Annotated in this window: 22 protein-coding genes and 2 pseudogenes; 8 read left to right on the top strand and 16 right to left on the bottom strand. The window is 46.6% G+C overall.

Going from position 1 to position 24,742, the window contains the following annotated elements:
* Window positions 1-43: 43 nt before the first annotated feature.
* The gene (locus AC566Q_RS23235; RefSeq protein ID WP_499611723.1) at window positions 44-1,072 is read right to left on the bottom strand and encodes an Abi family protein; all 1,029 of its coding nucleotides are present in this window, start codon (window positions 1,070-1,072) and stop codon (window positions 44-46) included.
* 671 nt (window positions 1,073-1,743) lie between these two features.
* Here AC566Q_RS23235 and AC566Q_RS23240 point away from each other — a divergent pair.
* Genes AC566Q_RS23240 through AC566Q_RS23250 form a run of 3 tightly spaced genes read left to right on the top strand, consistent with a single transcriptional unit; the run spans window position 1,744 to window position 2,576 of the window.
* Window positions 1,744-2,067 carry a hypothetical protein gene (locus AC566Q_RS23240; protein ID WP_499611728.1) on the top strand — a complete coding sequence of 108 codons (324 nt, stop codon included), beginning with the start codon at window positions 1,744-1,746 and terminating at the stop codon, window positions 2,065-2,067.
* Window positions 2,068-2,077: 10 nt separating this feature from the next.
* Window positions 2,078-2,365 (top strand): hypothetical protein, encoded by a 288-nt coding sequence (locus AC566Q_RS23245; RefSeq protein WP_499611731.1) that lies wholly within the window; start codon window positions 2,078-2,080, stop codon window positions 2,363-2,365.
* 10 nt (window positions 2,366-2,375) lie between these two features.
* Window positions 2,376-2,576, top strand: coding sequence for a hypothetical protein (locus tag AC566Q_RS23250; protein WP_499611734.1), 201 nt, complete (start codon window positions 2,376-2,378; stop codon window positions 2,574-2,576).
* A 102-nt stretch (window positions 2,577-2,678) separates the two neighbouring features.
* Here the strand turns inward: AC566Q_RS23250 and AC566Q_RS23255 are convergent, their stop codons facing one another.
* The 4 genes from AC566Q_RS23255 to AC566Q_RS23270 all read right to left on the bottom strand — a co-directional run bounded on the left by AC566Q_RS23255 (window position 2,679) and on the right by AC566Q_RS23270 (window position 8,084).
* Window positions 2,679-5,057, bottom strand: a complete 2,379-nt coding sequence (locus tag AC566Q_RS23255) for a TOTE conflict system archaeo-eukaryotic primase domain-containing protein (RefSeq protein ID WP_499611739.1) — start codon at window positions 5,055-5,057, stop codon at window positions 2,679-2,681.
* 442 nt (window positions 5,058-5,499) lie between these two features.
* Entirely contained in the window at window positions 5,500-5,994 is a 495-nt protein-coding gene (locus AC566Q_RS23260) for a DUF4411 family protein (RefSeq protein WP_499611742.1), read from the bottom strand.
* Window positions 5,991-7,133: an XRE family transcriptional regulator gene (locus tag AC566Q_RS23265; protein ID WP_499611745.1), complete on the bottom strand. Its 1,143-nt coding sequence runs from the start codon at window positions 7,131-7,133 to the stop codon at window positions 5,991-5,993. The genes AC566Q_RS23260 and AC566Q_RS23265 overlap by 4 nt, the downstream gene beginning before the upstream one ends.
* Window positions 7,134-7,376: 243 nt before the next feature.
* Window positions 7,377-8,084 carry an exonuclease/endonuclease/phosphatase family protein gene (locus tag AC566Q_RS23270; RefSeq protein WP_499611748.1) on the bottom strand — a complete coding sequence of 236 codons (708 nt, stop codon included), beginning with the start codon at window positions 8,082-8,084 and terminating at the stop codon, window positions 7,377-7,379.
* 13 nt (window positions 8,085-8,097) lie between these two features.
* Here AC566Q_RS23270 and AC566Q_RS23275 point away from each other — a divergent pair, with 13 nt between their 5' ends.
* A complete protein-coding gene (locus tag AC566Q_RS23275) occupies window positions 8,098-8,418 on the top strand; it encodes a hypothetical protein (RefSeq protein ID WP_499611751.1) in 321 nt (106 codons plus the stop codon).
* Between the two features lie 291 nt (window positions 8,419-8,709).
* Here the strand turns inward: AC566Q_RS23275 and AC566Q_RS23280 are convergent, their stop codons facing one another.
* The 6 genes and pseudogenes from AC566Q_RS23280 to AC566Q_RS23305 all read right to left on the bottom strand — a co-directional run.
* The gene (locus AC566Q_RS23280; RefSeq protein ID WP_499611754.1) at window positions 8,710-9,294 is read right to left on the bottom strand and encodes a TnsD family Tn7-like transposition protein; all 585 of its coding nucleotides are present in this window, start codon (window positions 9,292-9,294) and stop codon (window positions 8,710-8,712) included.
* A 113-nt stretch (window positions 9,295-9,407) separates the two neighbouring features.
* On the bottom strand, window positions 9,408-10,142 hold the full coding sequence (gene istB, locus AC566Q_RS23285; protein WP_071979584.1) for an IS21-like element helper ATPase IstB: 735 nt from the start codon (window positions 10,140-10,142) through the stop codon (window positions 9,408-9,410).
* 9 nt (window positions 10,143-10,151) lie between these two features.
* Complete coding sequence (gene istA / locus AC566Q_RS23290) at window positions 10,152-11,675, bottom strand: IS21 family transposase (protein ID WP_499611757.1); 1,524 nt, start codon at window positions 11,673-11,675, stop codon at window positions 10,152-10,154.
* Window positions 11,676-11,865: 190 nt separating this feature from the next.
* A protein-coding gene (locus AC566Q_RS23295; RefSeq protein WP_499607952.1) for an IS3 family transposase occupies window positions 11,866-13,397 on the bottom strand; the annotation gives its coding sequence in 2 pieces (ribosomal slippage) (window positions 11,866-12,935 and window positions 12,935-13,397; 1,533 coding nt in all).
* Window positions 13,398-14,016: 619 nt separating this feature from the next.
* Window positions 14,017-15,060: a succinylglutamate desuccinylase/aspartoacylase family protein gene (locus AC566Q_RS23300; protein WP_418092847.1), complete on the bottom strand. Its 1,044-nt coding sequence runs from the start codon at window positions 15,058-15,060 to the stop codon at window positions 14,017-14,019.
* A gap of 3 nt (window positions 15,061-15,063) precedes the next feature.
* Window positions 15,064-15,438, bottom strand: a pseudogene (locus tag AC566Q_RS23305) (ATP-grasp domain-containing protein); the annotation flags it as partial.
* A gap of 60 nt (window positions 15,439-15,498) precedes the next feature.
* On the opposite strand from AC566Q_RS23305, the gene AC566Q_RS23310 reads away from it, so the two are divergent.
* Complete coding sequence (locus AC566Q_RS23310) at window positions 15,499-16,455, top strand: IS1595 family transposase (RefSeq protein ID WP_139336491.1); 957 nt, start codon at window positions 15,499-15,501, stop codon at window positions 16,453-16,455.
* On the opposite strand, the pseudogene AC566Q_RS23315 reads toward AC566Q_RS23310, so the two are convergent.
* The 5 genes and pseudogenes from AC566Q_RS23315 to AC566Q_RS23335 form a co-directional block, all read right to left on the bottom strand.
* Window positions 16,436-16,999 (bottom strand): annotated as a pseudogene (locus AC566Q_RS23315) (RimK family alpha-L-glutamate ligase); the annotation flags it as partial. The gene AC566Q_RS23310 and the pseudogene AC566Q_RS23315 overlap by 20 nt on opposite strands.
* 112 nt (window positions 17,000-17,111) lie before the next feature.
* Window positions 17,112-18,236 carry an OmpA family protein gene (locus AC566Q_RS23320; RefSeq protein ID WP_499611762.1) on the bottom strand — a complete coding sequence of 375 codons (1,125 nt, stop codon included), beginning with the start codon at window positions 18,234-18,236 and terminating at the stop codon, window positions 17,112-17,114.
* A 93-nt stretch (window positions 18,237-18,329) separates the two neighbouring features.
* Entirely contained in the window at window positions 18,330-19,259 is a 930-nt protein-coding gene (locus tag AC566Q_RS23325) for a succinylglutamate desuccinylase/aspartoacylase family protein (protein ID WP_499611765.1), read from the bottom strand.
* 143 nt (window positions 19,260-19,402) lie between these two features.
* Window positions 19,403-20,542, bottom strand: a complete 1,140-nt coding sequence (locus tag AC566Q_RS23330) for a DUF21 domain-containing protein (RefSeq protein WP_499611768.1) — start codon at window positions 20,540-20,542, stop codon at window positions 19,403-19,405.
* Window positions 20,543-20,581: 39 nt separating this feature from the next.
* Entirely contained in the window at window positions 20,582-21,922 is a 1,341-nt protein-coding gene (locus AC566Q_RS23335) for a magnesium transporter (protein WP_499611770.1), read from the bottom strand.
* A gap of 148 nt (window positions 21,923-22,070) precedes the next feature.
* On the opposite strand from AC566Q_RS23335, the gene AC566Q_RS23340 reads away from it, so the two are divergent.
* From AC566Q_RS23340 to AC566Q_RS23350, 3 genes are read left to right on the top strand one after another with little or no spacing between them, the layout of a single operon-like run.
* Entirely contained in the window at window positions 22,071-23,552 is a 1,482-nt protein-coding gene (locus tag AC566Q_RS23340) for an OmpA family protein (protein WP_499611773.1), read from the top strand.
* Between the two features lie 52 nt (window positions 23,553-23,604).
* On the top strand, window positions 23,605-23,844 hold the full coding sequence (locus AC566Q_RS23345) for a hypothetical protein (protein ID WP_499611776.1): 240 nt from the start codon (window positions 23,605-23,607) through the stop codon (window positions 23,842-23,844).
* Between the two features lie 30 nt (window positions 23,845-23,874).
* Window positions 23,875-24,735, top strand: coding sequence for a mechanosensitive ion channel family protein (locus AC566Q_RS23350; RefSeq protein ID WP_499611779.1), 861 nt, complete (start codon window positions 23,875-23,877; stop codon window positions 24,733-24,735).
* Window positions 24,736-24,742 lie beyond the last annotated feature (7 nt).

Raw genomic sequence — 24,742 nt, forward strand, 5'->3', positions numbered from 1 at the left:
AAAACCCGTATTTCATCGAGCTGTATTTGATGTCTCGCGATACTTAACTACTGAAAAATTCGTGGTCGAGCCAATCATCTGGAAAGCCCATAGGAAATTTTGGAACTTCGGGATGAAGTGTAACTAGCGCTTTTACTTTATTATGCCATTGACTATCTGGACTAACCTGTCTCATTAGGTGACCTAACATAAGTAACACCATATAAATACGACGCTTAGGCTGAACTTGGCTGGGCTCAAGTCTTTCTGGCAACTGCCAATTATCACCATTTGGAATCTTAGGCTGAACAGACAATTCTCGATTCCAAAGTCGACTATGATGTGCGCAACAATTCCTCACAAAGTTTAGCGTATGCAACCAACTTTCAAGAACCTCTTGAGGCAAGTCAAATCTTCTAGCGATGTCTTTACGGTCATTATCTTTCGCTAGCCCTCGATATAGGTGAGATATACTCCCAAGAGTTAATTCTTCCACCATCGCCCAACCTGGCATTAACTTAGGAGAATCATATGTATGTTGGTAAAAGCGGGCATAATTCTCTCGGACTCTTCTTTCAATCCGCCGATCTTTAACTTCGGCAGAAACGGAAGTTCGCTCAATCTTTTTTACATCTCTCTGAAGATCGTTGGATTCTTTTGATTGCTTGTCTTCGATTTCTTTCAACAGTCGTTTGTGCTGGTATGAGGATTTAAATAATGATTCATTCAAGTACCAGTGGGAGCCACTACATATATCATCAGTTTGATGCTTGTTAGCCATAACGTTATTCAAGGTAGCACGGATTGCAACTTCTACTCTCTCAATAGCGTCCATAATGAGCAGCCGCAATTCTCTATCAAAAGCGTACAAGTCAACTATTTGTTTAAATTCAGTTCCATCTTTGAATTGATGATCTACAACTTGTTCGTTTATATTCTTTTGGAATGGGCGCATATATGCGCTAAGGCGAAAATAGCTTATTACTTCTAAATATCTTTCCGCACGCTCTGGATTTTGAATGGCTAGACCGCGATGCTGAAGAATGCCGATTTGTTCTGTAATACTAACCGCGGGTTTGTTGAATTGATTCATTATGCCTTATCTTCCATGACGTAAAATTCAGGCATAAAAAAGCCCGCACAATTTGAGCATTGTGAAGAGGCTTGGCGGGCGTGTTACTAATAATAGTAGTGATATGCATGCCGCTCGTCAACCACATTCATCGATTCTCTTCAAAGTATTAACTCACAACACAACGAAAATTTCAAACATAACCCCATGTATACTAAAGCAAAACAGTAATCCCTATTCAGCAATAAAAATACTGAATTTAAGCCAGATTTTTTACCCTAAAAAGTCTGTTCCATAGGCCTCTTTAGAAAGATTGCATGAATAGTTCTTGTTTCAATAGTTATTTCTAAAACTTTAAAATCGTTTTCAATTATTCAGGACCAAACATTCATCCTGATACAACGGTCGCACCTGCAAACACAACACCGTCCCGATCACACCATGCTCTTGTGGTTCCACCTTCTCTCTCCTCTTATAACCCGTCAGTCGTGGCCTAAAATGGGCCTATTGACCGGCCGTATATCCGAATCCATGTTAAGTTCTAGCGTAATTACAAGCACATAGCCGCTAACAACGATTCGCACGGAAGTTAGTATCAAAGTGATACTAACTAATTGTTTATAAAAGACTATTGATCTAACTCTCACCTTATACTAGCGTAAAGAAAGATACCACTGACACGATAGTATGACATGCTCACTTACCCCGATGGCTGGCTCCTTTACACCCTAACCGCTGACAACGCCGCTACCCAGGTTTGTCTCGCCACGCTCTACAATGACAATTCGATGAGCGTGGACTGCGCAGCACAAAACGCCGTACCGATCCACATGGAGGAAGGTAACTATCATTGGACCGCCTCAAGTGGAGAAATCTCGGTACTGCATCCCCTCAAAGAGGGCTGCGTGCGCTCATTACAACGGGTGTTATTGGACAGCGAGCTGGCAAAGTGGCGTGCGGCACACGTGACCGTGCAACGTATCCGGCTCAGCGATATTTCCCTCAACCCAGCATAAAGGAGACACCATGACAGTGTATTGCAATTATGTATGGAAAGTGGATGCAGCCACGGAGCCTCGCGATCTGCTGACCCAATTTGCGCAGGAACACTTTCACGCCCATGAGGCTGTGCCCATCGATACCACTCAATATGGCATTGATCATGGCTTGAATGATGTGCGAGCAGTATTCAAACCCGAACAACATTGGATCGCTTTCTGCTGTCGCTATCAGCATGATGTGATTACGACTGAAGGCAAAGTCCTTGCCTTTGCTCAAACGCACGGCCTTACGGTCGAGCGCATGCGAAAGTAAGGACCTATCGATGCCGTCGTCGTTTGCCGCTGAATTGGTCTTTACGGTCATCCCATCGCCGACCACCTGCTTGGCTGCCACCCATGCCGGGGTAGAAGTTCTGCATGTGCCTACCGGTTTAATTGCCCGTTCGGTGGTATTGCCGTCACAGTATCTCAATCAACAAGCGGCACTGGCGATTTTGGCGAGTCGATTAACGACTCATGATTAGGGGTAATGTATCGTAGGTATCAACGAGAAAAGAATTAAAAATACCACGGAGTACACTTCGAATTATGCAGCCAGTTAGATAAACATGGATTAGCATTCTGGGTCAAAGAAGCTTGTCAGTTTTGCCGCTACCGATCCTTTTGACACTATACCCAACGGCTTTATATCCATTAGCACGCTTTTTCCACATTCGTTGTAACATGGGAAAGTCATCAACATAATCGTGCACCGTGACCTCTGTTTTATTTGGGTGGTGACGCTGAATACGGCCAGCATACTGGGCTACAATCCCTTTCCAGGAAATAGGAAGAGCCAAAAACAAGGTATCCAGATAAGGTAAGTCAAAGCCTTCCCCCACGTATTTACCCGTCGCAATGATGACAGTCCTTTCAGGTAATCCCTTCTGGATCAGTTCAATCCGCTGTTTACGGATCTTAGTACTCACACCACCATGCAGCTCAATGGTATTGATGCCTTGTGTATTTAATTGCTCGCTGAGTATTGCAATATGTTCTTTACGTTCACTGAGCACCAGACATTGACGTTTTGCCGCTATTGCCTCGGCGATGCTACGCGTGATGAGCTGATTTCGAGACCCGTTAGCTTGCAGGTATTGATACAGCTGGGTGATTTTTACCGGCTCCGAACCATCCACCCAAGACGGTGGAAAAGCGATTTGGGTATCACAGCCATAGGCCGTTTGACTGAATGTTACCGATGCTGGTTTAGACTCAAATAACACCGCACCAAGTTGAAAATACATGAGCTTTTCCAACCCATCTTGTCTTTTGGGCGTCGCGGTAAAGCCAACCAGGAATTGAGGCGCGACGTTCTTTAACAACGTTTCATAGTTTGAGGCCGGAATGTGATGGCATTCATCGACAATAATTTGCCCGTAGCTATCGACTTTGTCATGAATATCAATGCCATTTCTACTGATCAGGCTTTGATACGTCGCGACGTCGATCCGTCCATTTAATTTATCCTTTCCGCCCAGGAGAGATCCCATCTCTGCGTCTTTGAGGAATATCTTGCATCGCTCAATCCATTGTTCCGCCAGCGCCTTATTGTGCACTAATACCAATGTATTGACGGCGCGTTTGGCGATTAATGCCAGTGCAACAACGGTCTTACCAAACCCCGTATTCGCAATGACCAGTCCATGCTCATTCTCCAGTAAGGCTTTTAGCGCTCTCGCTTGCTGGCTGCGAAGCGTACCCTCAAAACGCAGGGCCGGGAGTCGCTGACCCGCATAGCGTTTATCCTGATACCGGATGGTACAAGCCTGTTGTTCCAATAACGCTTCAACTTGCCCTTTTAGTCCTCGGGGCAGGTGCAGATAGCCCGATTCAATGTGCGCTGCACACAGATAACGAGGTATGCCTATTGTTGAAAATCGCATCGCCTGGCGTTTAAAAAACTCAGGATTGGCAAACACCGCTAACTTCTTTAAGGTCGCAACCAGTTTGTTGGGTAAAACCGCAATAGCAATATACAGCTTGTCAGCCACAACAATGTCGATTGTCGCAGGACAGTCGTCAATTTTGGGCGTATTAAGGGTCGTCGTTTTTTCCCAGGGTTTTAACTCGGCGACTTGCGGCTCCACGTCCACATAATCGGCGAGACGCTCGAGTAGTTGCCGTATAGTGTCAGGTGATAGTTTGCCCGTCGCCGCCAGTGCCTGCCATTGATCTTCGACAACGCCCCCGTCAGCATCAATAAAGCAGGCGTTCCCCGACAAGCGAGGCTGTTTTTGTAACGGTAATGCAATGAGGTTCCCCATCCCGCCGCTGGGTAAGGCGTCTTGGTTGGGAAACATGCGGTCAAAACAGTCAAAGTTAAGGGCCGGGTATGTGTCCATGGTCAGATTGAGCAGCGCTGTGCCCAATTGGCGTGCGGATTTTGCCTCTGTCGCTTTTTCAAAAAAGAGCCACAAATGGCCGCCTTGTCCACTACGGGAACGCTCAACTAAGTAGCCAATAGACAGTGACTCACACACGTTTCGCAGTGCCGATATTGCCTCAAACCAGTCCGTTTTATCGAAGTCAAACGCTAACAGGTAACATTCATTTTGCGCCGTTAACGGGTAGATCCCAATAGTGCGTTGCCCTCGAAGATGGGCATTAATAGCACTGTCATCAAAGCGATGGAAGGCTTGGTGGGCACATTCTGAACATGCCGTTTTGGGTTTGTTGCAGATCCCAGCTTGCCATTCATTGGCACAGGAAGGGCTATATCCGGCTTTCCCTTGCTTAGACTCCCAGCGGAAGGGATAGACATCTTCGCGTCCGCGAAAGTATTGCTTAAACAGGGCAACCTTGGCCTCGGGTGTCTCAGATTGACTGAAGTACTGTGCTTGATGCGCCATGCTTTGTTGCAAAAGCGCACTACGTTCATTGAGCAACGCCGTTTTTTGTTTTTCCAATCGCGCCAGCTCTTCGGCGATTTGCGTCAGCCGCGCCTGGGATCCCGGGATTGTCATGCTACTCAAGCTCCATTATCGTTTGGCATAGGCCCGTTGGGGAAAAGGAGCGCTCCACGGTTTAAGCAAGTGTGATCCCCTCTTTCACTTGAAGCTTATCACGAATGCGCCATCCCAGCGCTGATGCGTCATGAGCGTTTCTTGGGGCTCCCCCTGTGGGTCGTCGGTGACGGTTTGCGAAAAGTGCGAGAAATGGCACGTTCAGGGCGAATATGCACTCAAACGACAAAATGGGCGTAATGGCGCATAAGAAGACATTATGTTCAATGACTCAACCTAGGGGTCAGCGACGGGATTTGTGCTCTCAAATAGGGGAATTTACGCCGTTGGTCAGCACATTGTGACAGCGCGTGTATTTTCGCACGTTTTCGTTGTCGACAACCTGAAGATGCGCGGTCACTACGCTGCACTTCATCCGGGGGTTATCCCCCTCAGCAGCGCCTTAATTGCCCAGCACAAACTGCGCTTGTAACTGCGTGAGCAGTTGGAAGGTGTTCATATAACTGACGTTGAATTGCTGACAAATGTTGGGGACTTTGACTTTTTTACTGGCAGGATCCACCACCTTTTCGTGCGTCACCACCGTCGCCCCGGTCGTGATGGCTTTGGCGATAAGCCACGGATCGGCTTTGCTGAGAAAATTGGCAATATCCACCGGGGATTTGCCTGGCAGCGACACCACATAATTGGCGATGTCAGTAAACGTCGCTTGCGTCGCCGTATCGGCCACCGAGACAAAATGGGCCTTATGTGCCTTGGCCCACTGCGATAAGGTATCGGTCGAGTCGGTGAGCTCAAGGTACACGTTGTCAATACTCATCACCTGCCCCGCATGAAACTGCTTTTCTAACCAGTCCCAGAAGGCGGGGCAAAAGTCCATGTTGTAATACACATTTTTCGCTTGAATATACGTATTTGCATCCATCAAATAATTCAACGCTCGTATCCTTTCGCAAACGTGGCAATTTTGTCCGGCTTCATCCCTAATAGCTGGCCTGCATCGCGTAATAACACATGGCCACTGGCGGTTTCAGACAGCACCGCCCGTGCTAATCGCTCGCTGGTTTGGCTTTTCAGCGTCACATAATAACTCGGCCCACTTCCCGTGCGCTCCCGCTCATCGTATTGCTGTTTCAACCAGGCAATAAAGCGGTGATAGTCGTCGGCGGTAATAAACTTCAAGGTCAGTGCGCGTCGTGCTAAGACCCATTGGCTCACGTGAAAATGGGCTTCTAACGGCCCCAGATTCTCTTTCCAGTCCTCAGCAGGCTGCCACAATGCACGAAACTCCTCACCCGGCACCAGAAACTCCGCTGCCACGGCATTACACAGCACTTCCTCTTGTCGATGGCTCGTATCGGCCCCGTCAGAGACGCCACTTTGCCCAATCCAAATGTGTGCCAATTCATGGATAAGCGTAAATAACCGTGCCACGGGGGCATCCGCGAGGTTAATAAAGATCACCGGTGCAATAGGATCCGCAATCGCAAAGCCGCGAAATTCACTCACAGAGAGCGGTTTGGTGTGATGGCCCAAGTGACCCTGGCGGATCACCAAAACCCCAACGGCTTCAATACGTGCGATCAACGCCTTATGGTAGTCCTCCCAACTTCCCCGCGTCGGGTGCGGCGGCACGCCCAGCACCTGGCGCATGTCATCCACGATGGTGGCAACAGGGGTTGTCGTCGTAAAGCGTCCGACGAAGGGCAAAGGAGAATGGGCCTGCTCCAGGGCGTAATCTTTATACCAGGCTTGCTTCGTCAGTGTGGTTTGTACCACTTTGCGTAGCTCTGCACTGGGCTTTCTTACCGGCTCACTGTCCACCGTCCGCAAGTCCGGAATGGGCAGCGTCTCTTTGGGCTGTTCATGCAAAAATAAAAACCCAAAAGGCACGTAAGTTTTCTCAGCCAGTTCCATGGCTTTGCGCATCGTAATAGGCTTTGCGCCGCTTTCCCACGCATCCACGTTGTCTTCGGTGGTGTGTAACTTTTTCGCAAGCATAGCCAGGGTGAGATCAGCGCGTTCCCGCGCCCACCGAAGCAAGTTTGGATTAACCTGTGCGTATGCCGTTGCCATGCAGAGTCCTTTTCTTTCTCCCTATCGTAGCCAGTGTTGAAACAAGAGAAAAGATGATATTTAAAAAAAATACGTTAGCGTTAAAGCCGCTCGAGGCGGTGCGTAGTATACAAAAATTGTTCAACGTTATCATGCTTAGATAACGGGAACGGGACGCGAGTACCCTGCGGTTTCTCGCGATGGGATGACAATGACACGGGTGAATACAGGCAGGGACGCAGTTGGCGGGCCCCCACACGTGGCTTATATCCCGATGGCACGATCCAGCCTGAGCCTGTCATTGTCCGTTTTTAACTGGATCCAAAGCGGAAAGTGATCGCTCAGTTGGTAGGTCGCCTCGGTATAGGTTAATTCAGGAAACAATTCCGTCTCCATAAACCCGCCTCGTGAAAAATCAATGACCCCACCACGGTCAGAAAAGACCGTGTCATCACAGCGGTGTAAGATTTGATCGTAGTTTTTGACCGCTGAGCTGGCCGCCGTGTCCACCACCCCGGCCAGGCCAACAGGCATTTGCAGTCCGCTTTCTGCGGTCAGTGCCTCGTAAAACGCATCGCCAATGCGCGGGATATTAAAGTCACCCAAGACAATTAGATCTTTGTCAAAAACCCTGTCCTGACTGTCATCCCAGCGTGCTTTTATCCACTCACCAATCCCCTTTAACTCCGCTTTTCGCCCGGCTTTGGTGCCCCATCGGACATGCATAGCCATCATAATAAAATCAAATTCACCGGCACAAAAACTGGCGAGATAGGGCGAGCGCCACCACGACTGGGACGTAAAGTAATCTGCCGCCTGCTTGGTTCGCGCGGGTGCTGCTTCCGCCGCAAGCCCGGTGAACGCCACCATACGAGCATCATAAACAAACGCCACGCGCTCACGATTTCCAGCACGATCGGATTGCCAGTCATTCAGGATGAATTTCCAGTATGGACCAAGACGTTGTAACACTCGCTGTAAATCCTTGAGTGATGAATTTGTTGATTTGTATTGCGCTTCAAATCTAAAACAACGTGTAGCGACATGGCAAGAAGCTGAACGTGAAGAAGACGGAGGGCCAGAACCTGATGGTCGCTGGAGAGAGTACAGCTACGATGAAATCATAGCTCGTGATAAAACGAGCCTCGATATTTCATGGCTTAGAGATGATTCATTAGAAGATACGGAGAATTTGTTATCCCCTTCGGAAATTGCAAACGAAATTGTAGAGTTACTTACAGGGGCACTCAACGAATTTAAGAGTGTTGAAGAAGCGTTAGCCGAAGAAGATGATGAGCTAGTTTAGGTTTAGTTTAGATGATGGAAAAAGAGACAAAGTCAGATTTGTCTCTCTTCGAGAGATAATCACATCTACTTTTGCACCCAAACGTATTAAATGAACTAAACTACTAAAGCTTCGTCTTCGCTCTAATTTCATCTGTCTTCGTTTTAATTACTTCAGATCACTTGAAGATGATCAATAAAGTTTGCCAAGTGACAAATAAAGTATGCCAAGTGCTTTGAAGAAGAGAGAAATTTGATACAGAAGAATAAAGGCTACAAGCAAAGAATCTCGATATGGATTCAGCTTGATAATTTAGCGCAAAAATTGGGCGGGCTGAGCCTTAGGTAATTTAGCCATTAGCCAAGCATAGTCATTTTGGTATAACCAATAGGCAGCAGCGCTATTTTCCGCAAAAACTGTCTTCCTTATCGCATCTGGTCGAGAGGCTAAAAAACGTAAGATTGTTACTCGGTATCTGCGCCTCATTGATTCGAATTTTATTTGACGTCGACGGTCGACGAGGCCGGTAATTGACGATATAACCATTTCAACACTTCCCGTAGAAACACCAAAGTGTTTCGCTATAGCGTTTCTATTCCAGCCTTTAGAAGCCATGTTAGCAATACTATTGCGCACATTAACATTGATACGTTTTGGCGCAAGGCGGGAGGTTTGGCCATATTTGAGCGCAATAGATTTTACGTAAGTCCGACTTTTATCAATAATTTTTGCAGTTTCGTTCAGGCTTGTACCACTGTTAAGCAGCGAGTAGCACTGCTTTTCTTTTTCAGTTTTGCACGAAACAGAAGATGCAGTTCGCGGTTGACTTAGACCATCATTGTTTTCGCAAAAAGATAACCAGTATAAAAATACACACATGCGTTGCGTATTAGGCATTTCCCGATCACTAATTCCGGCCTCTCGATCACCCCAATTCTGATACACCCGATCACTGGTATTATGGCTTGCCCGATCAGTAGTTGTGGCAGACCGCAGTCTGCCACAGGTATTTACCTCATGGTTTGTTGCTTTCTCATTGACTCCCCAGTGAGGGTTATCCGGTGAGCATTGTGGATGAGGCGATCTAGTAGCGCATCGGCAACCGTGCCGTTACTTATCATTGAATGCCATTGCTCTACAGGTAGCTGACTACAGATGATGGTGCTACTTACGCCGTGCCTGTCTTCTACCACCTCCAGTAAGTCTGTTGCCTGTTTGACGGTGAGTTTTTCCAGTCCCCAGTCATCCAGGATCAGTAGCTGTTGTTTCGCTATCGTTGCTAGCTGCTTGGTGTAACTGCCATCAGCGTGGCCGATGTGTAAGTGCTCGTTTAATCGTGGTAATCGCCAGTAACCAACACGTATTCCCTGGCGACACGCTTGTTCACCAAGCGCACAAGCTACATAGGTTTTACCGCCACCTGTGGCTCCGGTAACAATGATATTCTGATGATGACTAAGATATCCGCCATTTAATAAATCGGCCATTCTTGGCTTTTGTAATCCGCGGCCATTGTCGTATGACAGTTCTTCCGGTGTTGCATTTAACCTGAGTCGTGCCTGTTTACGAAGTCGGTTGATGCGGTTTGTCCGTCTTTGGTTCATTTCATGGTCAACCAGCAGGGACAACCGTTCCTCGAAGGCTAATTCACAGTAGGTGTTGGGTTGAGCGCGTTGCTGTTTTAACATATCCGCAATCCCTGTCATGCGCAGTTGCTGTAATTGTTGGATGAGTAGATCGTTCATTTGAGTTCCTTATTTGTAATATTTAGGGCCGCGGATGTTGTGATGAGTGAGATTGGGCGTTTCAACGTCATCCACTTTCGGGGCATTATCAAGGTGGGTGTGCAACAGCGATTTCACGCTGGCTCGACAGGGATTACCTATATCAATAGCCCGGCGACAGGCTTGTTCCAGGCGACTTTCGCCGTATTTCTTTGCAAGGTTAAGTAGCCCAAGGCAGGCCCGATAACCTTGCTCTGGATGTGGTTTGCTTTGCAGAATGGCGTCGGTGACTTCAAGTGTGGAAGGGCCGATCTGCTTTGCCCAGTTCTTGAGTCTTCCGGGTGACCATTTCTGATGCTGATGATTGGCAGGCATATGCTCATCAACACAGGTAAAGCCACCTTTTCGGTCACTACGCATGTGTTGTGCAATGCACTCGCGTTGGTAGTAAATCCGAATAAGCCGCTTAGAAGCCTGTATTTCAACTGACTTGCCGACAAAGAGGTGAGGAACTGAGTAGAAATGGTCTTTGTACAAGATATGGTAATCAATACCGACTCTGGCAATATGGATTTCAGTGTATTCCCATGGTGTTGTGGGTAACGGGGCCAGCTCTGGTTTATCCAGCGATTCAAACAAGGTTTGTCGGTTTCCCGGTAATCGCTGGAATGGTTTCTGATTCAGTTCATGCAGTAACGCCCGAATAGCAACATTAAGGCCTGATAAGGTATGGAAGACCTGATGCCGCAATTTTGCCATTATCCATCGTTCCACAATGAGTACGGCATTTTCTGCTTTCGCTTTATCTTTTGGCTTCAGAGGTCTTGCAGGCATCACGGCGCAGCCATAATGATTCGCTAATGACTGGTAAGCTGTATTCAACTGAGGTTCAAATCGACAGGCTCTGGTGACCGCTGACTTGAGATTGTCCGGTACCAGCAATTGCGGCACGCCGCCGAAGAAGGCAAACATAGCCACATGCGCCTCCAGCCAGCTTTCGAGCTTCTGGTTTTCTGTGGCAATCGCAAAGGTGTAGTTTGACGCGCCCAGTACCGCAACAAAGACCTGGGCATTACGCACTTCTCCGGTGCCGGGATTTACAATCGGTAATGTCGGCCCACAGAAGTCGATAAATAGCTTCTCGCCTGCTTTATGCGTAAATCGCATCGAGCGCTTTTGCTGGGATTTCCATTCACGATAATTGTCGCAAAACTGGCTGTAGCTATAGCAAGCATCAGGGTAATTAGCCTGATATTCCTCCCAGAGCAGCAGTTTAGTTACACCTTTACGCCGCAGTTCAATATCCATCAGGCCATAATCAGGTTTAATACGGCCCGCTTTCCTGTCAGGATAAAGTGACTGATGTAGCCATTGATCGGAGGCATGCTCAGGTAACGGCCAGCCACAATCCAGGGTTCTGAATTTACCGAGAATATCAGATATAGTGGCAGCCCCCACATTCAGTCTCCTGGCGATGTCCCGGTTACTGAGGTTTTCATCAAGCTTAAGATAGAGAACCGCTTTAACGCGTTCTATGTCAGTAGGTTTTGACATACTTGTTTCCTCTTTAAAATTAAAAGAAGTTAACAAGCATAAAAGACTGATCGGGTGGTGAAGAAAAAGTCTGTGATCGAATGACCGGAATAGAGTTGATCGGGCTAGCCAGAATCAGCGATCGAGAACATCAGAATACGCACCCAGAACCCACATCCGGCGTTTTTCAAGGTAGTTGTCGCCTGAGCTGTTAAGCTGCTTCTTTTTTATTCTCCGGATTTAGCTCTACGCTTCCGATCTTATCCCAGTTTCTGGTTTCACCAGACCAACGACTTGGATTTCTCACTTTTGCCTCGGCATATAACTCAGTGCGCTTTGCCAGTATCTGTTGGTCTTCACCTTTGTGTCGCTGCTCTGGGGTAACGAATCTTATGCGGCTATGGCGATGTTCGGTGTTATACCAGCGGACAAAATCTCGCACCCAGGCTCGCGCTTCCTCCAGCGACTTAAAGCCTTCACTCGGCCATCTATGGCAGTATTTGACTGTGCGGAACAGAGATTCTGAGTAAGGGTTGTCATTACTGACACCGGGACGGCTACGTGAGCCGATAACGCCCATTTCAATCATCTTAGCTTGCATGGTCAGGCTCTTCATCGGACTGCCATTATCAGAATGTAAGATTATCTCGTCATTCACGCATTTCTCAGACCATAGCGTGCGTTCCAAGAGGTTAGCGGCATGATCACCAGACTCGCAATCATACACTTCCCATCCCACAACTTTACGGCTAAAAATATCCATTATCATGTACAGATAAAAGAACCGACCAATGACCGTAGAGGGGCAGTACGATATATCCCAGGTCCACACTTCACAGGGACCCGTAGCCGTAAATCCATCAGGTTTTGCCAGTGTACCTTTGGGTTTTGCTTTGCCTCTGTGGCTAAGCTGATTATTGGCTTTCAATATACGGTAAAAGCTGGATTCCGAACCCAGATAAACTCCCTCATCGGCCAACATGGGCACAATCTGACTGGGCGGCAGACTGGCAAACCGCTCTTCATTGCAGATATCCAAAATGGCTTGTTGTTCTATCTCAGTTAGCTTATTTGCAGGCGTCGGCCTGCTCGCCTCCGGGCGCTTATCTGCACAAATTCCATCCGCGTCCCGCCATCGTTGTAACGTGCGCAGGGATAAGCCGATGATGCCACAGGCTTTGTGCTTTCTGGCCCCCGCACTAACGGCTTCATCAATCAGTGAAATATAGTATTGCCTATCTGAGAACGTGGTTAGTTGTCCTCGTCTTCCCCCCAGTAGGCATTTAACTTTTTTCTAAGCACCAGAAGCGCAGCAGTTTCGGCTAACGCTGCGTCTTTGCGTTTTAACTCTCTTTCCAGCTCTTTAATGCGTTTCTTATCCGCTTTACGTTCCTGGGCCTGCTGTTTACGCTTATCCGCCTCGGATTGATTACCGGAGATACAGCTATGTTTCCATTGCTGGATTTGCTCCGGGAAAAGGCCCTTTTTCCGGCAGTATTCACTTACCTCAACTTCCGACATGGCAGCAGTCTCTATCACCGCAGAAAACTTCTGCTCTGCGGTCCAATTCTCTGGCGTATTACTTTTAGTCAAACTGAAATCGGCCTCTGTATACTTGTCCCGCCAACCATACAACGTAGACAGGCTAATACCTTCTCTTTGCGCAAACTGGCGTAATGATAAACCGCTTTCAATCAACTTACTAACCACTGCCTTTTTATGTTCTTCTGGATAATGTCTCACTCATGCCTAACTTCCGCACCCTGTCTAATACTATGAAAAACTGAGGCGACAACTATCCTGACACAGGGGGCATCCCTCATTTGCCCGATTATTCTCCAGCGAGACGTTTCGCTGAATGACTGCTGGAAATGTATACGATGAATATAAATTTCATCGTTACTATTTTCTGCAGGTGAATATCCCGCTCTGTAAGACATTGTTTTTTTGTATGGTTTGATTGCTGGCGCAGGTACACCTCCGGTATTTGACGCAAAAACAGGCCAAACTCCTGTCAGGAGAAACACAACAAGAGAACCGCTCTTGATGAGAAATTTATTCAATTTTTTCATACACGTACCTAATAAAAAAGCGGACTGTGTTGTAGTCCGCTTTTGAGTCATCTCTCTAAAAAAACTACTTAAATATTGACCTGGGTTTCTTGTTGAGTAGCAAACCGACAACTACGCCAATAAGAAAAATCACGGCGATTAAAAGCGCCCTGGGCATACCTACATCCCATATCAGAATGGGCACGGATACGTGTTCAAGATTCTGCAAAATAAATACAAGAAAAAGCGTAACCAGCACGGTGATCACAATTCTATTGATATTCGATTTATTCACGCTTCTTACCCCTGTGTTACTGAATTTCTTCAAATGGAAGCATCTGTTCGGGCATCAAGTTTTCCATCAACTGGTCTAAGTTTTCCGCAACGTCTTCTGGCTCTTCAAAAAGTGCGACATGGAACATGGCATCGCCCTCTTGCACCAACGGAATATTCTGCTTGCCAATAATGATGCCCGAATGCGGCGCAATAACATCATGGACGTAATTACCCGTTGGACTGCAAACGTGCGCCAACACGTCCCCTTTTTTGACATGATCACCAAGATGTTTAACATCCCGCACAATTCCGCTTTCCGGCGCTCGCAGCCAAGAGCTTTTGTTTGCAATAAATGGTTCAATGTTGGGTTTTTTACGCCGTCGTTTTGCGATCATGCCGAGGCTAGCAAGGACGTTATGCACGCCCTTTATTCCTGCGCGAATTGACAGTTCGTCAAACCGCAACGCTTCACCGGCTTCATACAGCAAAATACGCGTACCGGACTCAGACGCCGATTGCCGCAACGAACCATCGCGAAGATTGGCGTTTAACAACACTGGGACCCCAAAGGTTTTTGCTAGCGCAAGTGTTTCTTCGTCTTCGAGATTCGCACGTATCTGAGGCAAATTGCTCCTGTGAATAGCGCCAGTGTGTAAATCGATACCGTAGTCGCATTTACTGACGATTTCGGTCAGAAATAAATTGGCCAGTCGTGCTGTCAGTGAACCTTTGCTTGAGCCAGGAAAACTGCGATTCAGATCGCGCCTGTCAGGCATATACCGGCTTTGTGTCAACATGCCATAGACATTTACCATGGGTACAGCAATCAAAGTGCCACGGACTAGCTTGAACTTATCTGACGAGAGTAATCGCCTCACAATCTCAATACCGTTAAGCTCATCACCGTGGATGGCTGCACTGATAAAAAAAGTGGGCCCTGCGCGTTTTGCGCGGATCACTTCAACAGGGATAGCCATATCCGTATCGGTATAAAGCTTTGCGGAGGTCAATTGAAGCTTGACTCTGCTACCCGGCTTTATTTCCGTGTCACCAATAAAAAGCGAGGGTGAACCTGTCATAGCCTAACCCTGACCTTTTGTTTTGGTGTTATGCGGTTTAGTTTTCGCGCTTTCTATAAACTCAATGATCATATTGGCAACGTCTTTGTTTGTTGCTGCTTCAATCCCTTCTAATCCCGGTGATGAATTCACTTCCATGACCACAGGTCCATGCGATGAGCGCAATAAATCTACGCCACAGACATTCAGCCCCATTGCTTTGGCTGCAGACACTGCTGTTGTTCTTTCAACTGCTGTGAGTCTGATAAGTTCAGCGCTGCCACCACGGTGAAGATTCGAGCGAAATTCGCCTGGCGCTCCCTGACGTTTCATTGCAGCCACCACCTTGCCGCCAACAACGAAACAACGAATATCAGCACCGCCTGCCTCTTTAATAAAGGCTATGTTCTGCTAAATTGTTGCTATACTGTATATGAATACAGTTATTGAGGGTTGATCATGATCCCAGCACAATTTACAAAGCTTATAGCCGAGTTAGAACACTTAACAGATAGTCAAACCCGTTATGTTGAGAAGCTGCTGAAAGGCACTGATAGCGTCTCACAGTTGATAACAGAGCTTGAGGAGCGGATGGTTGAAAACCCTGAATGTCCGCACTGCCATAGCTCACTGATCAATCGGCACGGCAAGGTAAACAAGATGCAGCGTTATCGCTGCAAGAACTGCGGCAAAACCTTTGTAGCGACAACGGCGACACCGCTAGCTCGACTGAGGTACAAAGAGCTTTGGTTAGAATATATTCGCTGTATGCTGGACAGTAAGCCATTGCGTAAATGTGCCGAAGAATGTGGCCTCCACCTTGAAACATCGTTCAGGTGGCGGCACCGATTCTTGGCGCTACCATCAGCACTGAAAGCGAGCAAATTAGAAGGCATTATCGAGGCAGACGAAACACTTTTTCCCTACTCAGAGAAAGGCTCAAAACGGATGACTCGTCAGCCCCGTAAAAGAGGGGTGAAAGCGAAAAAACGAGGACGTTCAAAGGATGATTGGGTGCCAGTTTTAACGGTCAGAGACCGAGCTAAGAGTACGTATGAAGCCGTTGTGCCAAGTGTTACATCGGAAGCTTTGCATCAGGAGCTAGCAGGAAAATTAGAGAAAGACAGTGTGTTGTGTAGTGATGGCTATAAGCCCTACATAGCTCTTTCTGAGAAAAATGATTTAATACACAAGCGCTTAGATGTGGCAGGAGGAATTAAGGTGATAGATAAAGTCTTTCACATTCAAAATGTTAACGCCTATCACAGCCGTCTGAAAGCGTGGATAAAACGGTTTCACGGAGTAGCCACAAAATACTTGGAACACTACCTGGGTTGGTTCAGGTTTATGGATAATCCAGAAAACCTTAACGAAAACAGGCTCTTTTCGATTCAACAACAGTTAATCCGAACATAGCCTTAATAAATTCTTGGACCAGAATGTTAGCTTTTATTCCCATAAACGCTTCAATGATGCTTTCTGCCGCTTTGTTCGTGTCGGCAAGTACTACGCCAATGCCTTGTGTACCCTCTAGCAATTTAATGACCACGGGAGCGCCACCAACGTTGGCGATCAAGTCTTTTACGCTGTCAGGACTGTGCGCAAAGCCAGTACGAGGAAGGCCTATGCCTTTTCTTGAAAGCAACTGCATAGAGCGCAATTTGTCTCTCGAACGACTGATCGCCACTGATTCGTTAACACTAAACGCGCCCATCATTTCGAATTGACGCACAACTGCCGTACCATAAAACGTAATCGACGCGCCAATTCTGGGAATAATGGCGTCATATTTGGGTAATGGCTGTCCCTTAAACCTGACCGAAGGCTTGTTGCTGGTGATGTCCATGTAGCAATGAAGTGTATCGATGATATCGACTTCATGACCACGGGCTTCTGCTGCTTCTTTTAGGCGTTTAGTTGAATACAGTTTTTTGTTTCTAGATAAAATTGCGATTTTCATAGGTTTTCCCTTTCGTTTTTTCCCTAGACGCGACAGATATGGGAAAAGTCACAAAATAATGAAAAATAAATGATAAAGCTGCGAAGAGTTTCGCCGCTTTTATAACGTGGCTTTATTTGAGGACTTTTTCTCGCTTGTTCACTACGAGTTTTGCCTCAATTCGTCGATTAATGCGATGTGCCGTCTCATTGTCTGCTGTATCAAGCAAACGGCTTTCACCATATCCAACCGCAGACAAACGCTGCGCAGATACGCCATATTGATTTATCAATACTTGCACGACTGCATTGGCGCGTTTTTCTGACAACCACTGGTTGTAATCTGCCTCTCCTGGTGCTGAGCTATGGCCTTCAATCATCGCCGTCACATCCGGGTACTTTTTCATAAAGTCTGCAAACCGGCGCAAATCAGACGCGTTTGGATCAATCACCTCACTTGAGTTTTGAGCAAAATTGATCTCAAGCGCAATACTGTCCTGTGTCTCTTTAAACAGGGTGCACCCTTGTGCATCCGTTTTATCAGTACGAGGCGTGTTAGGGCATTTGTCTTTGCTGTCAACGACGCCATCTCTGTCTGAATCTACCGGCATAGCGCAGCCATATGCATCGACACGAACACCTATCGCCGTGTTCGGACAACGATCTCTATTGTCAACTACGCCATCATTGTCTGAATCAGAATTCACGACCTCTGCTGGCTGCGTTGCTTTTACAGGCTTCACTGATGATGTGCCCGACGATCCAAACTGGTAAGCCAATCCAATCTTGGCGCTATAGTCTTTATGTGACTGTCCAAAATCATGATAAGCCGCGACCTCAGTGATCACTTTCCATTTCTCGGACACAGACCAGTGATGGCCGATACCCACGTTACCCAAACCGTAGCCTTTATCGAGCGACTGATGTTTCAAACCTGCAAAGACATAGGTGTTGCTTTGAAAGGGAAAATACATCGCATCAAAACCGAAACGGTAACCGTCAATCGACTCTTGACCCTCATAGGATTCCAAATCAATGCGCGCATACTCAAAGCGACCGGCCCATGATTCGTTGAAGCGTTCACCTATTTCCAATCCCCAGCCCCAGTCGATACGATCTTGAGGTGTGAACTCAAATTTGTCTTTATCCGCATAGTAGTATTCAGCAAAACCACCCATCCAGATGTCTTTTTCTTGTGCGAACGACGCTGAACTCAATAAAGCGGTTGCAATAGATAGCGCTAATGTGTGTTTTTTCATTTTTAATTCTCCTTAAAGCTTAAGTTTCACAACTAGTACTTAATTATTTAGATGCACTAAGGAGATGCTAAGTCACAAAAATCACAGCCTTATTTAAAAAATAAATGGCACTTGTAGTGGAAAGACTTCACCCGATGTTTTTGGATAATAATCTTGGTTTATTCGCGCTATGTTTTGTTGAGGCGTAACAGCTTTTGCAATGGATGCTATATGGAAAAGTGGTGAGTTTACATCAACGGAGCGACTGTTTTGTTTCCCAATGATCATGCCTGACATTGGGGCGACTATTGGGTGTTTTAGACCATTTTCTAAATCTTCAATGGTTGCTAGAGTTTGACCCGCTTCAACGATAGCGTTTAACGCTATTTTCCCGTTTTCATGAATAATGCCAGAGGTCCTAGCGTGCACCCATTGATTGCAGTAGGCCACAAAAGGCTCTGTGTTACCCACGCGAGACAACGCACAGTCAATCATGCCCAAATAAGCCATTACGTTAAGTAACCCTTTGACACCCGCCCATACACTCAAGGCGTTGGTGTGAACAGATTGTCCTAGCTCATAGGCTAACCATTTGGCCTTTGGATTGTGTATCGCTGCCCTCAATCGAGTAGGCGATTGAGTTTGATTAATGAGTACGGGGGCACCGAATTCGTGTGCGATATCTTGCATTTTACTGTCGGCCAGCGTGGTGGTGACTTGAGGTAGGTGGCTAAAGTGAAACGGGGTAGGTTTAAGTTCAATAATGATGTCAAACACACCGTGTTTTTTCTCAAACTCAGCCAGCTCATCCGACGACACGCTGTCGTCAAAGCAATGGCACAAAAGCGTCCCTGAAGCAATCTTAAGCGACTTGATGCCATTGAGACGTCGAATAATTTCCGTACCGTTGAAGGGCTCATCGCTTGTTTGCGCAATAAGAAGAATAGATACGCCAGGCTTTTCACCGCGAAGGCACTTAGTCCAAGAGCCTGGAACGGACTCCGTTGCGTGTATCTGGTTTCCTGTTGCATGTCGCGTGTTCATTATCTCTACTCAAAATTTTGCGATGATATAGAGGAAGACGCGACATACATGGGATAAGTCACAATTAAAATAAAAAAAGGTCAAATTTTCTACAACCCCTTAATCACAAGAACCTTGGCTTGACCCATTTCAATTAAAAGGCATTAGACGGATGCACTTAAATCCTTTGGCGCTTCACGTTTATCCTCATGTTGCTTTTCTGCATCAGCCTGAGCCGCGGTAACATTCGATAGCAGGGTTTCAGGCATGGCAGAGCTTATCCCTTTGAGCAGTCGTCCCAAAATGTCTGCACCGGTGATAATACGCGGGTGCTTGCCCCAGACCAATACGACGTCCACTTCAATCGTGCCATCATGATGTGCATCCAAAGATTCTTGTGCCTTCAAGTGCCAAATCACATCGCCAAGCGTGAGGTTTTCATCGCGCACAATCAGTGGTCTATGGCAGAAATCATAGATATCAAATGGCTTATCAGTATCAAACAAGGCGGCACGCAGTGCACCGTCAGCATCCAAAATCAAACGGGGTTGATTCTCTTCATCCGCCAGCACGACCCAGTTATGCCCGCTGGCATTGATTTTACGGAGAAGTTCATCAGAGCTGTCGCGCACAAAGTCAGGCACAATCGGAAAATCCACTTTGGTTGGAAGCTGAATAATTGATTCAGGTGATATTAACTCACCTTCCTGAGACACCCTGACATCATCAATAGCCAAAAAGTTCAGCGCGCCAATGCCCTCAACGTGATCGACTTCGGCCTCTTCTGCTTCGACGTGTTGTTTCAGCACGCGGCGCAAATCGCGGTCACGCATGTACTCCACACCTTCTTTGCCCAACCAGCCATCCAATATGAGAGCAGATGGCTTGGCGACCGGATACAAAACAAACTGATAGAAACGCAAAACCGGCGATAATATGGACGCCATGCGCATCGCATTTCGTGAAAAGTAAGCCTGTGGCAGGATCTCACCAAAAATAGTGATAAAGCCAGTGGAAAAGATAAACGCACTCGCACCAATCAACACAGAGTCAGATAACAAAGTTAAGAGTACATTGATTCCTACGTTGCCCCATAGAATGGTTGTCAAAAGGAAGTTTGAATCTTGACGCAACTTTAATATCTTTTGCGCAGATTTGTGCCCGTGAGACACTTCCATTTCAAGCTGCAAACGATTTAGTGAAAAGAATGCCAAGTTCAAGCCTGAAAACATGGCCGATTGAGAGATACAAAACAAAATACCCAACCAAATGTATAGTTCCTGTTGGGAGAGCGTAAATTCCATAAAATTTCCTATTACTGCACGATTAAAATTTCAAACAAACTAAAGCAAAAACAAGGTGCCAAGCCCCAAAAAGGCAACAAAACCGACGATGTCGGTGACAGTGGTTAAAATGACAGAGCCAGATAGTGCTGGGTCGATTTTCAACTTATCCAACAATACCGGCACAAAAATACCCGCGGTTGCCGCAGCGATAATGTTGAGCAAAATAGCCAAACCAATCACGACACCTAACATAGGATCGCCAAACCATGCTACCGCCACCGCACCAATCACGATGGCCCATATCACACCATTTAAACCACCCACCTTGAGTTCTTTGCCAAGCAGGGCGCCTACGTTTGCTGGCGTCACCTGATTAAGCGCTAAACCACGTATGATCAAGGTTAGCGTTTGACTTCCCGCAATCCCCCCCATGCTTGCAACAACAGGCATCAACACTGCCAGAGCAACGACTTGTTGCAGCGTGGCTTCAAACATGCCAATAAAGGCACTGGCCAGAAATGCAGTGAGGAGATTAATGCCCAGCCAAATTGCACGATTTTGCGAACTCTTTCTGACAGGCGAGAACAAGTCCTCATCTTCATCCATACCGGCACCGGCCATAAGCTGCCTTTCATACTCCTCAAACGACAACTCGGCGGCGGTAGTGACATCCAAACGCCCAATCAATTTTTGATTTTCATCAACGATGGGAAGTGCACCAAAGCCCGACAGTTGCACCTGTTTTGATGCAATAAGGCAAGACTCTGTGTCCATGATTGTGTTGATATCGTCTAGTGCAATATCAACCAAAGGCACATGCTCCGGCTGAGCATGTAAAAGCGCAATCGGCACCGCCTCTGAGAATTGCCCCGAGCGGTTGGTCAAAAAAATCAAATCGCAGTGCCTTGGCATTTCACGTCTTATTAAACGCAGGCCATCACGTACCTTTGCGTTGATGGGCAAAGATAAAAATTCATGCGTTCCCCAGTGGCCGATTTGCTCTTCAGTATACTCATTGGCCTGTGCAAAATACGCTTGCTGCACCTTGTCCATCGCGGCATAGGCTTGCTCCAAAAGGGCGCTAGGCAATGAATCGGCCAGTTCAAGTAACTCTTCTGCTTCTATGTCAATGAAAAAGGTTTGCCATAAATTAGCGTCGGTATTTTCAATCAGCACTTCACGCGGGTCGCTGCGCATTTCAATCAACACACCCAGCTTGCGTTTGGCAGCAATGGTTTCCCATAACGCCAAGCGCTCATCAATCGGCAATGATTCCAATAAGAGTGCAAGCGCTTTGTCATCCGCTTGTGCTAACGCGGTAGTCACATCATTGCTCAATATATCCTGTGATGATTGTTCAATAATTTCTTCAATAAGATGGGGTAACGGTTCAGACATGTAAATCTCACTTCCCTAATTTCTGCCTGCTAAGACGCATCGGCTAAGCAAAAAGTCACAATCTTCAAAAAAATTGTGACTTTTGTTTGATCGCCCTCGTCTACATTCAAAACTAATTAACAACTTTGTTTTCCAAAGGGGGAGCATCATGAAAAAAGGTTTGAAAAAAAGCATTATCGCTATTTCAGTGGCGGTGTTTCTAGTGTCTGGCTGTGCAACACAGGCAGTTAAAACAGAGACTCAAGTTCTAGAGCAATTTCCAGCGCTAGCCCAAGCTAAGTCGTTATTAGCCACTGCTGAGTCTCAAAATCATGAACTCTTTTCGCCCGACAACGTCGAAGTAGCAATCCGTGACTATGAAAAAGCCCTTTCAGCAGCAAAAACAGGTAAAGCCAATGTGGCACAACTGGCAACCAGTGCCATCCAATCATTTAATGCAGCAAGTGCACAGGTAAAAGAAGCCAACTATGTGTTTGATGACGTGTTCACTGCACGCAAAAAAGCCCTTAATGTGAATGCACATGTGTTAGTCAAAGAGCAGTTTAATGAAGCTGAGGTGCAATTCAGAAAAATGCTTGCTCAGCTTGAAGACGGCGAAGATGACAGGGCCAAGCGCGACTTAAACGATGTAAAGAATCAGTTTTTAGCGGCTGAACTTGCGGCATTGAAAACCAATATGCTGAGCTTTGCCGAGCAGGCGCTTGCAAGTGCAAAAAAACAAGACTTGGACGACAGCGCGCCCGTTCTATTGGCACAAGCTCAAGATGAATACCGCCTTGCCTTGGACACCTTAGAAGCAGATAGAACGAATATCGTTCAAGCAAACGTGCACGCCAACAAAACCATAAGTCTGGTCAATCGCGCCAAGCATCTTACTGATATTCAGCAGTATTTTGAGAACAGTGACTTTAGTGAAGAACAGAAAATTTTATGGTTTCAGGAGCAATTGGCGTATGTGATGTCACCGTTACACAGCGAAATGGCATTTGATACACCGACCAAGGATATTGTTTCTGACAGTAGGCGGTTGATTGCCCAAGAGTTAGAAGAAGCGCAAAGCTTATTACTCACTATCCAGACATTGGAGTCTGAACTCAGTCAAGCCAAGCTCTTAGCGGCCGAAAGTGAGACGCGATTGCAGCGAGATAAAGACCAAGCTGTGCTGCAAGCTCAGATGGAAGTGCAGCGACAGCAGCAGGCCAAGCGCGAGGAAGATGCGCGATTTGCGGGTGTCCAGGCATTGTTTTTAGAGAACGAAGCGACGGTATATCGCCAGTTGGACAATGTGCTTATCCGCGCCCACGGTTTTTCTTTTAGACCGGGAAGCAGCGAAATTGAATCTAACAACTTTGCACTGTTAAACAAGATCACCGAGGCCATTTCGCGTTTTGATAACCCCAGAATTAAGATTTCAGGTCATACTGACTCAACAGGCAGCAGTGAACTCAATTTGAGCCTGTCTGAAGCACGTGCACTGACTGTGGCTGACTTTTTAGTCAAAGTCGGTAAGTTTGATGCACTTCGCATGGAGTCTGAGGGGTTTGGTAAGGAAAAACCCGTTGCGACTAATGAAACTGCAGAAGGTCGCGCGCAGAATCGACGTGTAGAAATTTTAATTATTAATTCATGATAGGTGGGGCTGCGAGTTTACTCGCGGCTCTTAAGTACTGGGAGACAAAAATATGGCGCTTGATGAGGAAAAACTCAAAGCTCTGATGAGTGAGGACCTTAACCACTCTGATGAGCACAAGAGTTTAGAAAAAGTGCTGGCAGATGGCAAAAAAGTCACTGCAGCTAAAGATGTAGCCAGCATGTTTGTTGGTTGGATTTGGGTCGTTTTTTTAGGTTTTGGTGCCTCACTTTATTCAGCAAAACGACAACTTGAAAAACATAAAGAAGCAAAAGAAAGACGCATCATTTAGAACACATAACAATCAAAAAAGAGGAAGACCATGGACATTAACGTATGGGCACAATCATTCAGTAACGCTTTAAATCGATTTTGGACAGAAATTGCGGGTTTTTTACCTAATTTACTCGCCACCATCATTGTGGTGTTTATTGGCTTGTTTATCTCAAAACTCATCACTAAATGGGTGGCGAAACTGATTGAAAAATTGGGATTCAACAAGCTTTGCACCAAACTCGGTGTCGAGAAAATGATTAAAACGCTTGGGTTTAGTACAAAGCCGTCGGATTTGATTGGCAAGCTGCTGCATGTGTTTTTTGTTCTGATCATCTTGGTTGCTGCATCTGAAACCCTCGGTCTGGACAGGTTTTCTGCCATTTTAGATGAGTTTATTTTGTATCTGCCCAAACTGTTTGGCGCACTGATTATTACGCTGATTGGGTTGTTTATTGCCAAAAACGGCAAGTCACAATTAGAAAATTCGTTAGAAAGCATGGGTGTCGAATACGGGGCGGCTGCGGGGCGCGTGCTACAGCTACTGGTTTTGTTCATCACATTTTCACTGGTGATAGGTCAATTAGAGCTAGAGACCGAGCTGCTTAACACCATCTTCACCGTCATTATCGCTAGCTTAGGTGTGGCGCTTGCATTGGCATTGGGCTTAGGCACTCAAACGGTAGCCAATGGCATTGTCTCTGGAATTTACGCAAGAGAGCAACTGATGCCAGGTGATGAAATTGAATTCGAAGGTTTTGTGGGCAATGTGGTAGAGGTGAGTACCGTGAACACCGTGATCGAGAATGCAGACGGTAAACGCTTGAGCGTCCCCAATCAAGATTTACTCTCGAGCAAATTCATCACAACGAAATTGAGTGCACCTAAGCGAACGAATAAAAAAACATGAGGTGAGG

The organism is Alteromonas sp. H02, assembly GCF_059682525.1.